The following is a 12500-nucleotide window of genomic DNA, read 5'->3' on the forward strand; positions in this document are numbered from 1 at the left end:
AAGCCTACCTCCAATATTTGATCAGGCATCTCTACCATGCCATGAAAAATAGAATCAACGGAAAAACTCTATTATCTCATACGTTTGGAGGAATTACAAAAAAAAATTAGAGATCTAAAGATCAGATTAACAACGAAGATACTCATTTTCGTAGATATTATTAATCCTTTCCAAAACATTCCGGGCTTGATCCTTAAATTTCAAATCCGCAACCTGGCCTTTCCGAAGAAATATACCTGTCTCTTCACGGTGTTCTCCCAGAGCACCCTCATACAATTGGCCGGCGCCGTGGGTTGGCGGAGAGAAAAACAGCTTCATCAACGGTTTAACTATAAGAGGCAGTCCAGAATTTTTCCCTTTTCGCAATGTGTTATTGCTACCCGGATCAACACTGCGAATCATGATGCCCTCGTTAGCAAGTTGCGGCGCGGCGGCCTGTGTCCATAACGATAATGCCAGCTTTGAGGTGGCGTAAGGACCAAGCAGCTTGCGGAAGGTTATGGGATGCTCCAAGATTTCTATCGTAAACTCTTTCGTATAATTAAGCGCTGAGGATGAGGTGTTGATCACCGTTTTTAAGCGTCCTTTTTGTAGGATATCCTTCAATTCCATTAAAATAATATACGGAACAACGGTCATCAATTCATAGTGCTTTTCGCGCCCCTGTTTCGAATAGCTTAGTTCGGGGAAGCTCCCGCCGGCATTGTTGAACAAAATATCGATTCGCTGCTCCTTGCCTTTGATCTCTTCCAGCGTCCCTCTCAAGCTGGCAAAATCCGCGAGATCGGTTGTTTTATAAATACGAAGCCAGCCGTTTTTGATGGCTTTTTGGATGTTCACATCGTCGGCCGGAAAATCGGAACGGTTCAAAGCAATCACCTGCCAATCCTCCGCTAGCAGTTTTCGAGTTAATTCCAATCCAATCCCGGCGTTAGCGCCTGTAATCAATGCGATATTTTCACGTTGCTGAGTGCTCATTGTAAATCTCCTCCTGAATTCGGGATATCTTCCTCTTCTAACGCACATTTTATTAATTGGAGTCGACTCCAAGTCAAGGCGTAATAAAAAGATTTTGTCCCAGAGATAAGGTCTTGACTTGGAGTCAGCTCCAAGTTGTATAATGCACACACAAAGCAATCTCCAGGAGGTAGAGTATGAAGGCAGAGCAAACGTTTACGATAAAAGAAACCGCCGTGCAAACCGGAATATCCGAGGATACGATCCGCTATTACGAAAAGATTGCGCTGCTTCCCCGGGCGGACCGGAAGGACAACGGGCATCGCGTTTACCGGCAGGAAGACATAGATACAATCCGGCTGCTATCCTGCCTCAAAAAAACAGGTATGCCCTTGCAGGATATGCAGCCATTTTTGGCGGTCTCCGCCGACGCTGATCCCGCGGATTATCCTGAACTGGTGGAGCATTTAAGGAACCATCGAGAAAACATCGTCAGCCAAATCTCGTCGCTGCAGCAGGTTGTCGATTTTATTGATATAAAGCTGGAACAAGGGAAATATCGCCGAGACTGCTCAGATAAAAGCGAAGACCGATCGGAACCAAAAAACATCTCCCCCGTTGAGATGAGTTATTTTTCTGGAACAGCAAAAATGAATAATTAATGAGTTGGAGTTTTTAGGATGAAAGCAATGATAATTAAAAAATACGGAAAATATCCTCTTCAACTAGCCGACGTCCCTACACCCGCAGTGGGTGATTATGATGTATTGGCAGAGATCCATGCAGCAAGTATTAATCCTATCGATTTCAAAGTGCGGGATGGCAAAGTTCGTACGCTGTTGAAATACGATATGCCCCTAGTTTTAGGAAATGATTTTTCAGGGATTGTCATCCAAGTAGGAAAGAATGTTAAAAAATTCAAGATAGGTGATGGCAAAAGGTATTGATTCAAGCGGGAGCGGGCGGTGTTGGCACTTTTGCTATCCAACTTGCCTAAGCGATGGGGATATACGTGGCTACTACTACAAGCGATGCTGGAGCAGAATTGGTCAAGTCACTTGGAGCCGATCAAATTATCAATTATAAAACCGAAGCATTTGATAAGGTCCGGACAAATAAAACCTGTTATTGATCAAGTGTTTCCTTCTGTAGAGGCGCAGAAAGCGATGGAGTATTCCGAATCGGGCAGAGCTAAAGGAAAGATCATATTAAAAATAAAGTGATACAACACATAAATAAAACGGCAGTCTAAGACTTTATGCTTCTCGTCTAGACTACCGTTTTTTATTTGTGTACTCGTTAATTAAATTATCTATTTCCAAAAATCCGTGCCAGCAAAAACAAACTCTTTATCCAACGTCTCGTCCCCATCTTCAAAGCAATCTGCCCAAGAAACACGTTGCTTACTCAGGAGAATTGCATCCTTCACGCCATATTCCTGATAACAAACGGTTTGTTCATTAGCGGTGTTGTTCCAGTTATCCCAGCCAAGTGGATGAATATGTGCACCCAGCTGACAATCTACAAATACGGTTTTAGCATACTCACGCCATGGACGGCCCAGAAACACCGGAGCAATATCAGGAGCCGCTGTTAAAAAGCAATTTTTAAAAATATAACCATACGATTGTCCCACGGGTGTGGAGGCTGCCGTAATATAACCTGCTTGATTCTCACTATGACGCAAGCTGCGAATTTCACATCTGTCAAAATAAGCCGTAGCCCCACCAAATATAAAGTCCACTGTTCCCTCTATATAGCAATGCTGATACAACTGCCGATATTGGGCATGGTGCTTTCTCAGTGGTATACCTCCAAACGTAGATCGCTCTTTGGGTGCAGGTGGCAAAGGTCCCGTGAACAACGTGTCCTGATACCCTTTTAAAGTACAATTTCTGAATACGGTTTGATCACAATTAGCATACACGGCTACCGCCTGCCCGATATTTTCACCCTGCCCTGCATTATTGGTAATCACCAGATTCTCCAAGATCAGGTGGCTGCCGCCCAGAAATAACGTTGGTGTAGAGAATGTATTGATTTCTTCGCCCGCTTCATCACGCTCTTTCGCGTAACGATTCATAACAATCTCCACGTAGCCAATCCCTATGATCGTAAGATTAGAACGATAAATCCGCACTGCCTCTTTATAGACCCCTGACAAAATATAAAGCGTATCCGCTTGACCGGATGGCCCCTGCTCTAGTGAATCTATCGCCTCTTGAATCGTGTGATAAGCGCAAAAGGATTCTTTTCCTACAACAAGCATAGTGGATTCTTTTCCTTTCAATAAATTGATGACTCTCTCTTATGGACAGACATTCTGTTCTTCAGGTGACACTGTAGCTTGTTCTACTAATTTTTCCGGCTTCTTCGTGTTTTTTGATCGACAATTTATGATCTCTACAGCTTCTCCATTTTCAATGTAAAAAGCAGGCCCTTCATGGTTCTCAATCGTCACCTGATGAAATTGAACATCTCTTGCATTCCCGAGGAAAAACCCGCGATTATTCATGTTTTCGATCCCTGTCATCATGTCTGGATGGCCGGGAATTGCATTCGTCGCCATGGAGATGTCCACATTGGTAAACGTAATCTCGGATACATACTGCTCCGCAAGCCCGTATAAGAAACCCGCTGCGGCATGAACATTACGTGCGGTAATATTGGCAAAATGAATGCGTCTAAAACACGGCGTTTCCTCTGTAATCGGATAAGGAATTTTATCCCACACATATTTTTCTTTTCCGCGTGGTCCACAGAAATAATATAGATTTAGAGTAAACGGACAAATAACGTCCTCCATTACAATATTGCTGATCCGAATATCTTCAATCGTTCCCCCGCGTCCCCGTCTTGATTTCATCCGGATTCCACGATCGGTTTGTTTAAACACACAATTACTAATCGTGACATTACGAATATCTCCACTCATTTCACTACCGAGTACGACACCCCCGTGTCCATGTACCATAGTGCAGTTGGTGATCGTAATATTCTCACAAGGAACTCGTTCTTTGGTATCCTCAGTTCCTGCCTTGATCGCTATGCAGTCATCACCGACATCAATATTGCAATTGCTAATTCGCACATTGGTGCAAGACTCTGGATTAATACCATCTGTATTTGGAGAGTCCGCCGGGTTCAGAATGGAAATATTATCAATAGTCACATTGTAACAGCCTATCGGATTAACGGTCCAGCTTGGAGAATTGACCAGCGCGATATCTTTAAGGGTTACCCGCTGACAGCTGTCCAAGCCGATTAGAGTCGGCCGGGGATACTGCAGCTCTTCCCGGCGGTTCCGAAACTTATCCCACCAGAGTTCACCATTTCCGTTAATCATTCCGCTGCCAGTGATCGATACATTAACTAACTCTCTTCCATAAATACAAGGTGAATGAACCTGCTGCTTCACTCCTTCCCATCTGCATTCCACTGCAGGGTAATCCTCCGGGTTCGTACTGAATGAAAGAATGGCACCAGGATTTAAATTCAATTCGATATTGCTTTTCATATGAATTGTACCGGTTAAGAACGTACCAGCCGGCACATAAACGGTTCCTCCACCGGCTTTATTTGCCGCTTCAATTGCACGCGTTATCGCTTCTGTCGCTAACTTTTTACTATTCTTAAGCGCTCCAAAATCCTCAATATTGTAGATCAACATTCATAAGCCTCCCTGTTCTATATCAGATCCAGCCTCTTAATTGTTCGTATTCCACACAGGCCTGAAGGAAAGCACCCACACCTTTTTGGTCGTTAGTGACAATAGGCTCGCTAATGTAATAAGCGAAAGTACCGTCACGTTGGTCCACTCCACCTAATCCTGCTACTTGGCAATTCTTATTTAAATTGACCCATTCTTCTTTGGTTTCTAGTACAAACTCCGAGATAAGTCCTTGTTGAGCCAGATCTAATGTTTCGTACCATCCAGCGTTTAACACGCCTAATCGGATACCTTTAGCCATGGCATACACGATCATACTTGAAGCAGAGGCCTCAAGATAATTTCCTTTGCGTTCCCCTAGATTAATCACTTGATACCAGACCCCGGATTCCTTATCCTGATATTTCTTCACCGCAGTTAAGGTATCATTTAGTATTCGTACCAGCTCTGGATAATCTGAGTGCTCACTAGGCAGCAATTCCAGAACATCAACCAATGCCATGAGATACCAGCCAAGTGAACGGGCCCAAAAGTTAGGCGAAAGTCCTGTTTCAGGGTCGCACCAAGGTTGAATACGCTGTTCATCCCATGCATGATATAGCAGACCTGTTACCGGATCTTTCGTATGCTTCTCACACAAGATAAATTGTTTAGTTACATCCCCAAGTCCCTTTCCTTCTTCAAAAGCTAGCAAGTAGGCTAAATAAAAAGGAGCGCCCATATAAAGTCCATCTAACCAAATCTGATAGGGATATATATTTTTATGCCAAAAAGCACCTTCCGAGGTTCGCGGATGGGTCTCAAGTTGCTTTCTAAGTAGAGCAGCCGCTTTTTTGTATTTTTCCTGCTTCGTTTCTTTATATAGAGTCAATAATAATTTTCCGTTGTTAATATGATCGATGTTATACTCCTCTAGGTGGTAGCCCTTGACACTGCCATCTTCCTGAATAAAGTAGTCCATATTATCTTGAATGAACTGCAGATACTTCGAATCACCGGTCTGCTTCCAAAGCCATTCAAAACCGTTCAATACCACGCCATAATCGTAGGTCCAGCTTCCTTTGTAGCCTTTATCTTCATAAAGCTTCGGTGTCCGCGCCATAATAGAGTCTGCCGTTTGAATTGCCCACTGTGATTTCTTCATCCCAACCCCCAAAATATTTATAAATTTAAGAGCTCAAAAACTATAAATAGGTTCACCCGATTTAAGGATTACTTTGTACATAAAATAATACGACTTGATTCTCTGCAATCTCAGAGAATCAAGTCATTGTTTAGTAAGGATACGGAGCGATTCAGTCTTGGAGCATTGACTGTATTTCAACACAAGCCATCACCAATGCGCCCACACCATGCAGATCATTTTTAACCTTAGGCCGAGTCACGTAACTCTCGTAATCTCCAGCTGAGGTACCGATACAAATGTCCGGCAGAACTAATCGGTTATGCTCATCCCACTGGATTACTTTGGTTAACCCTTCATATCCTTTTTTAGCGGCAGCTGTAGCGATAGTCACATCACTTACAACGCCATGCTTCACGGCTTTGGCAATCGTATAGACGAACAAACATGACCCTGAAGTCTCCAGCCAATTATCTGGCTCATGTCCCTTATCTACGACTTGATACCAAAGTCCACTTTTTTGATCTTGGTAACGAATAAGTGCATCCACAAAATCTCTCAGCGTAGTAGACAGCTCTGTCCGGGCTGAATCATGGGAAGGTAACAGATCCAGAAATTGCGATAAGGCGAGACCATACCATCCTAATGATCGGCTCCAGAACTCCGGTGAACAACCCGTCTCCGGATTCGACCAAGGCATCCGCCGGCTCTCATCCCAGGCATGGTATAACAAACCCGTTGTCTCATCCTTCATATGCTTGCGCATTAACATTTCCTGATGAAGGACCGTTTCACGCAAGCTTGGTTCATCGTAGACATTAGCATATTTCAAGGAGAATACGCCTGCCATATAAAGTCCATCCAACCACATTTGGTTGGCGTACTTATCCTTGTGCCAATACCCGCCCTCAGAGGTTTTATTTAGTGTGAGCAGTAAATTTCTTAGCTTCTCTGCTGCAATACGATACTTAAGTTTGCCTGTCCGTTCATAAAGAGTGAATAGTAGCTGTCCTGCTTGAACCGCATCCAGCTCATCACGTGCAAAATAAAAGTTCCCGTATTCATCCACCAAATCATCTACATATTCCTGAATATAGTTGATATAACGGTCTTCTTGATAAGCATTCCACAAAAGCTCCATGCCACACAGAAATACACCCTGATGATAGTGCCATCGATGCGCGGGGGGAAGCTCTCCCGCCCTGTAAGTATCCATTAGTGAATCGCAAGCTTTTTTTGCCCACTCTATCGGCGTTGTAGGTATCTGTACAGTCATCTCGAAGCTCCTCCCCTAAGTATAGTCTCTCTCTTTCTTGCTAGCCCTTCATAGAACCCAACATGGCACCTTTGGCAAAATGCTTTTGCAGGAACGGATACACACAAACTATTGGTAAGGTAGCTACAACGATAACAGCCATTTTAATTGATTGATCTGGCGGTGGAACAGCAGCATCCAGTGTAGCGCTGTGATCCATACCGCTGGCAAGGACGACAATTTGTCTGAGCAGAACCTGTATTGGCCATTTCGCACTATCATTCAAATACAGAATCGCATTCATGTAGGTATTCCAATACGTTACCGCATAGAACAATCCGATAGTCGCTAACGCAGGTAAGGATAGTGGCAATACAATCCGAAATAATATTCCAAAATCGTTACAACCATCAATTTTGGCCGATTCCTCCAAACCTTCAGGTATATTTTGGAAAAAGTTTCTCAAAATGATCATATTAAAGGCACTAATCGCTGACGGTAGGATCAGTGATGCGTACGTGTCAATTAGTCCTAATTCCTTCACCACGAGGAACGTTGGAATCATCCCACCATGAAAAAGCATGGTGAACACGACCATGAAGTTAACCACTTTACGACCATCCAGATCTTTTCTGGTAAGAGCGTAGGCCATCAAAGAAGTTATAAACAAACTAAAAATAGAACCAATTGCCGTGACACCAATGGAAACACCCATGGCTTTAAATATTGTATTCGTCGAAAAGATGAACTTGTACGCTTCCAGACTCCATACCTTTGGAATCAGTACAAATTTGCTAGAAGCTAGTTCTGCACTCGTTGTGAAAGAGCCTGCTACAACGTGAACAAGGGGAAGCACAGTAATTAAAGCAATGATCGCAAGCAGCGTAAAGTTTATAGCAGAAAAGATTCTACCACTGATTGTTTTATCTTCTACCATTTCGATTCCTCCCACAAAATATCAATAAACGCCTTCTTCTCCCATTTTCTTGGATAATTTATTCACCATCATCACCATTACAAAGCCTACAATCGATTTAAAGAATCCAATAGCTGTACTGTAACTAAACTGCCCTTGTCTCAAACCAGCAGTATATACATACGTATCGATAATTTCCGCAACTTCTCGATTCATGGAGTTAAGTAGCAGATATACATGTTCAAATCCAAGATCAAGAACGGAACCAATTTTCAGAATAAATAATGTAATAATTACGCCTCTAATCGCTGGAAGAGTGATATGCCAGACTTGTCTAAGTCTTCCAGCTCCGTCCATACGCGATGCTTCATAAAGCCCTGGGTCAATCGCAGCTATGGAAGCTAGATAAATAATCGTTCCCCAACCTGCTTCTCTCCAAATCACCTGAATAATATACATGGGCCTGAACCACCCTGGATTAAGCAGGAAATTGATTGGTTCAAAGCCAAAATAGACAAGCAGCTCGTTGATAATCCCTCCATCCATCGTGACCATTACATAAGAAATGGAGACGATGATAACCAATGACAGAAAATGGGGCAAATAGAAGACCGTCTGAAAGGTTCTTTTGAAAAAGCTGCCTTGAAGTTCATTTAACATCAGGGCAAGAATAATCGGCATCGGGAAATAGATAAGAATATTTAATCCGAAAAGAATAAGTGTGTTCACTAATATATTTAAGAAATCCGGCTCTGTGAACAACCTGCTGAAATGCTTCATCCCTACCCAATCACTACCGTTGATCCCTTGATAGGGTTTGTAATCCTGAAATGAGATAATTAATCCGTACATTGGAAGATATTTAAAAATCAGAAAATACAGTACTCCCGGAGTTAGCATGACGTAGAGCCATTTATTTCTCCACAGCCGCTTTTTCAGTTCGCTGCTGCTTTTATAAATTTCAGGCTTAGGATTCATTTGAGGAGCTGAGCTGGGCTGTGCGGTGACTTCCTGCATGATATTCTTCCTTTCTCCTTCTTTATTCAAACACGATATTTCTGAACCCAGTGAGGAATAGAAAAGGTTGTTGAAACAAGATCAACAACCTTTTCAGCTACAATTTGTCGCTTAACTATTCCAGTACGGGTTACTATTTTTTGTATAACGCGTTGTATTCTTCAATAATCTTATCTCCACCACGGCTCTTCCAGTTCTCTACTTCCTTCTCAAATCCAGCCTTGTCAATCTGACCATAAATATATTTATAGGTTGCATCTGTAATAATCTGTTGAAGCTCTACGCCTTTTTCTGTATAGGTAGCCGAATCCATAGCAGCTGTTGGATCCGCTACACCAACTTTGACATTCTCAAGAACCAATTGATCTGCATGAATTCTTCCTGGCAGCGTGTTATAGTTTTCGTACATTCCATTGGTTTCAGCTTCGCCGATAACGCTGTCCTTATATCCCTTTACTTCACGTTCAATCAATTCTTTGTCGTCTGCAGCTTTCGCTTTACCGTCTTCAACGGTATAGTGAGTACCTTCAATTCCCCAATACATCAAATTAGCTACTTCTGGAGTCATCATTTGATCAAAGAAAGCAAGAATCTTCTTCAGCTCTGCCTCATCCTTGACAGCAGATTTCGGGAACAAGACAACATTGTTATAGCCTGGAATCATCCATTGAGCATATTTCCCATCTGGACTTGCAACCATACTATGCGCATCCAAAACAGCGTCAGGGTTATTCTTAATAGTATCTTTATTGAGGGAATCAATATCTTGCATGGAGCCCCCAATATAGAGTCCACCCTTTCCAGCCTTAAACATATTTACTGCATCCGTTTTACTGGTGGCAGCGAAATCTTGATTAATGTATCCGCCATCACGAGCTTTTTTGAAAAAATCCATTGTGTCGAAATATTCATCGAAGGTAAATTCAGGCGCTAATTTGCCATCCTTCTCACCCCAGGTATTCGGTGTTCCGAACCAAGACGAAACAGTTTTGAAAGCTCCATAGGTCAACTCATTACGGTCAATAATACCGGTAGTATCTTTCTTTCCATTACCGTCTGGATCTTGTTCTGTGAAGGCTTTAGCCATTTCAAATAATTCATCTACATTAGCTGGTGCAGCAAGTCCTAATTTATCTGCCCAGTCTTTGCGGTAAATGATCCCTTGGCGTGCAAGTGGACGCCCGATATATAGGGTATAAAGCTTGTCATCTACTTTCGTGTTATTAAGAATTTCTGGTTTCAATTTGCTCAAATTCGGAAATTCGCTTAATAGTGGACCGATTTCCCAGAATTGTCCGTCTTTTATCGCTTCTTTCATCTGAATGAAGGTTGTCTGATTCTTCAAATATGTTACTTGCGGTAATGAACCCGTTGCAAAAGATGAATTCAGTTTTTCTTCATAAGTATCAGCCGGAAAAAATTGATAAGTCAGCTTCGTGTTGGTCAATTTCTCAAGTTCATTCTTAATCGTATCAGGCGGAGTCTCTGATGTATTCAATGGAAGCATGATTTTGATTTCTGTAGGTTCCTCTTTAGGTGCTTCAGTCTCTTCCACCTTCGTAGTGTTCTCTGCACTTGTAGTTGGGGCTGCTGCTTCTTCTTTGTTATTGTTGTTACCACCGCATCCAGCTAACAATGTGCTGAATGTTAACAGTGCTGTTAACAACATGGTGAAGGATTTCTTCTTCATACCATTTTGACCTCCATAATTTGTATTGGTTACGAGTTCCACGTTACATCGTCGGCAAGGTTACGAAAACAATCATTTCCCCATAACGGCGTGTTCTGAAAGGGATCTGAGCAAATGATTATCGTGATATCGCAGCACAAAAAAATCCACCGCATTATCCGCAGTGGATCAAAACCTTTTTAACCTATTTACTTTTCTGTCCCAAACTCAGCCTCAGCATATTCCTTAATAATAAGATTGCCTCCACGAGCTCTCCATTTCTCAACCTCTTGCTGGAATCCCTCGACGGTAATATTACCTAATATATAGTTATATGTAGCATCCACAATGATTGTAGATAACTCCATATTCTTCTCATCAAAAGTAGATGAGCTCAGAGAAACTGTCGGGTCATCGACCAGAAAAGATTCATTATCTTTACTCAGCTGATCTGCTAGAGAGGTTAATTGCTCCTTCTGAGCCACTTCCATAATGTTTTTATTACTAATGTCCGCGATCATTAAAGCATATAGCGGATTCACTTCCTGTACCCGCAGTTGTGAGGTTTCCTCGGGAAGGATAATCTTGCCGCCTTCAAGCTTATAATGCCGCCCCTCAAAGCCATACATCATTATATTGGCTACATCTTTATCCATGGTCCGATCAAAAAATCCAAGCACCTGCCGAAGCTCCTCCTCTGTGGCAATGGACTTTTTGGAAAAGAGATACAGTCCGTTGTAATTGGGGATAGACCACACTTTATATCCATCAGGCCCCTCGATACGATTGATCAGGGTAAGTTCAGCCTTTGGATTGTATGCTTGAGCTTCAATTGACAACCGCTGCACATCAGTCATGCTGCCAATAAACACACCAGCGATTCCGTTAATGAATTTATCGCGTTGAACCTCTTTACTGGTAAGAGCAAAGTCCTGATTTATGATTTTTTCATCATATAATTTCTTCATAAAATTCATTGTGTTCATATACTCCGCTGTTACGAATTCCGGAACAAATTGATGATTCTCTAGCTTCCAATTATTTGGTGTGCCAAAATAAGAGCTTAGTGTCTTAAATACACCATAAACAAGATCATTACGATCGACTAATCCAAGGGTATCTTGTTTGCCATTCTGATCCGGATCGTTATATGTAAATTGCCTCATTACTTCATATAGATCATCTAAGGTCTGTGGATTGCTTAAATGAAGATTGTCCAGCCAATCCTTACGTATAATGACACCCTGTCTGGAGGAAGGGCGTTCTGTATATAGGCCGTAGATCTTTCCATCTACAGCGGTCTGTTTAAGAATAGCGGGGTCCAGTGCTTTAAGATTGGGGAACTCCTGAAGATATGGGCCGATCTCCCAAAATGCTTCAGAACGGATGGCGTTTTTCACCAGATTATAATCTGAGAACTTCACAAAGGTGACTTTTCCCAAGGAATTAGTGGTCAACGCCGTGTTCATTTTATCGGTATAAACACCCTCAGGCACCCACGTGATATCAAGCTCCACCCCTGTTAATCTTTCAATCTCAGCTATAATCTTTTTTGAAGGCTGCTGTGGAAAATGAAGGGGTGCCAAGATCGAGATGTTCGGGCGAGCTTCTTGCAGTACAGAACCAGCTGACTTTCCATCACTGCAAGCGCTTAACATAGGGAAAACAAGCATGAAAAATAAGCAGAAACAAAACGTTGCCCTTCTACACAAAAATTGTCTAAACATTTCTACAGCCTCCTAAGGTATTGTAAGGATTTTCACCCTACAGCTTGAAGATTTTCCATTTTGTAGTCATAATTAGGGTTAATGATTATTACAGAACGAGATGATTATTGTTATTTTCCACCAGGTTTCATACACTAAGAACAAGTGTCTACTTCTACATAAGTAA

General features: G+C 42.2%; 10 protein-coding genes and 1 pseudogene. 2 read left to right on the forward strand and 9 right to left on the reverse strand.

The annotated features are described in order from the left end of the window. Positions 1–126 precede the first annotated feature (126 nt). Positions 127–978 (reverse strand): SDR family NAD(P)-dependent oxidoreductase, encoded by an 852-nt coding sequence (locus MHH49_RS00315; protein WP_038569743.1) that lies wholly within the window; start codon positions 976–978, stop codon positions 127–129. A 176-nt stretch (positions 979–1154) separates the two neighbouring features. On the opposite strand from MHH49_RS00315, the gene MHH49_RS00320 reads away from it, so the two are divergent. Both MHH49_RS00320 and MHH49_RS00325 read left to right on the forward strand, forming a co-directional pair. Next, positions 1155–1619: a MerR family transcriptional regulator gene (locus MHH49_RS00320; protein ID WP_036679270.1), complete on the forward strand. Its 465-nt coding sequence runs from the start codon at positions 1155–1157 to the stop codon at positions 1617–1619. A gap of 18 nt (positions 1620–1637) precedes the next feature. Further along, positions 1638–2180, forward strand: a pseudogene (locus MHH49_RS00325) (NADP-dependent oxidoreductase). Between the two features lie 89 nt (positions 2181–2269). On the opposite strand, the gene MHH49_RS00330 reads toward MHH49_RS00325, so the two are convergent. From MHH49_RS00330 to MHH49_RS00365, 8 genes are all read right to left on the reverse strand, one after another. Beyond that, a complete protein-coding gene (locus tag MHH49_RS00330; RefSeq protein ID WP_036679262.1) occupies positions 2270–3226 on the reverse strand; it encodes a pectinesterase family protein in 957 nt (318 codons plus the stop codon). A gap of 39 nt (positions 3227–3265) precedes the next feature. Then, entirely contained in the window at positions 3266–4627 is a 1362-nt protein-coding gene (locus MHH49_RS00335) for a glycoside hydrolase family 28 protein (protein WP_076275037.1), read from the reverse strand. Positions 4628–4649: 22 nt separating this feature from the next. Next, complete coding sequence (locus MHH49_RS00340) at positions 4650–5771, reverse strand: glycoside hydrolase family 88/105 protein (protein WP_036679258.1); 1122 nt, start codon at positions 5769–5771, stop codon at positions 4650–4652. Between the two features lie 151 nt (positions 5772–5922). Further along, the gene (locus tag MHH49_RS00345; RefSeq protein ID WP_036679257.1) at positions 5923–7026 is read right to left on the reverse strand and encodes a glycoside hydrolase family 88/105 protein; all 1104 of its coding nucleotides are present in this window, start codon (positions 7024–7026) and stop codon (positions 5923–5925) included. Positions 7027–7066: 40 nt separating this feature from the next. Beyond that, on the reverse strand, positions 7067–7942 hold the full coding sequence (locus tag MHH49_RS00350) for a carbohydrate ABC transporter permease (protein WP_036679255.1): 876 nt from the start codon (positions 7940–7942) through the stop codon (positions 7067–7069). A gap of 21 nt (positions 7943–7963) precedes the next feature. Beyond that, on the reverse strand, positions 7964–8938 hold the full coding sequence (locus tag MHH49_RS00355) for an ABC transporter permease (RefSeq protein WP_341137822.1): 975 nt from the start codon (positions 8936–8938) through the stop codon (positions 7964–7966). A 133-nt stretch (positions 8939–9071) separates the two neighbouring features. Beyond that, positions 9072–10628 (reverse strand): extracellular solute-binding protein, encoded by a 1557-nt coding sequence (locus MHH49_RS00360; protein ID WP_036679248.1) that lies wholly within the window; start codon positions 10626–10628, stop codon positions 9072–9074. 188 nt (positions 10629–10816) lie between these two features. Further along, positions 10817–12334, reverse strand: a complete 1518-nt coding sequence (locus MHH49_RS00365; protein WP_052096924.1) for an extracellular solute-binding protein — start codon at positions 12332–12334, stop codon at positions 10817–10819. Positions 12335–12500 lie beyond the last annotated feature (166 nt).

The organism is Paenibacillus sp. FSL F4-0122, from assembly GCF_038002845.1.
GTDB classification, from domain to species: domain Bacteria; phylum Bacillota; class Bacilli; order Paenibacillales; family Paenibacillaceae; genus Paenibacillus_AQ; species Paenibacillus_AQ odorifer.

Bases quoted from the DNA above. Each gene is read 5' to 3' on its own strand.
- MHH49_RS00365 (WP_052096924.1), bottom strand. From the start codon at position 12,334: ATGTTTAGACAATTTTTGTGTAGAAGGGCAACGTTTTGTTTCTGCTTA.
- MHH49_RS00355 (WP_341137822.1), bottom strand. From the start codon at position 8,938: ATGCAGGAAGTCACCGCACAGCCCAGCTCAGCTCCTCAAATGAATCCT.
- MHH49_RS00315 (WP_038569743.1), bottom strand. From the start codon at position 978: ATGAGCACTCAGCAACGTGAAAATATCGCATTGATTACAGGCGCTAAC.
- MHH49_RS00350 (WP_036679255.1), bottom strand. From the start codon at position 7,942: ATGGTAGAAGATAAAACAATCAGTGGTAGAATCTTTTCTGCTATAAAC.
- MHH49_RS00320 (WP_036679270.1), top strand. From the start codon at position 1,155: ATGAAGGCAGAGCAAACGTTTACGATAAAAGAAACCGCCGTGCAAACC.
- MHH49_RS00335 (WP_076275037.1), bottom strand. From the start codon at position 4,627: ATGTTGATCTACAATATTGAGGATTTTGGAGCGCTTAAGAATAGTAAA.
- MHH49_RS00360 (WP_036679248.1), bottom strand. From the start codon at position 10,628: ATGAAGAAGAAATCCTTCACCATGTTGTTAACAGCACTGTTAACATTC.
- MHH49_RS00330 (WP_036679262.1), bottom strand. From the start codon at position 3,226: ATGCTTGTTGTAGGAAAAGAATCCTTTTGCGCTTATCACACGATTCAA.
- MHH49_RS00345 (WP_036679257.1), bottom strand. From the start codon at position 7,026: ATGACTGTACAGATACCTACAACGCCGATAGAGTGGGCAAAAAAAGCT.
- MHH49_RS00340 (WP_036679258.1), bottom strand. From the start codon at position 5,771: ATGAAGAAATCACAGTGGGCAATTCAAACGGCAGACTCTATTATGGCG.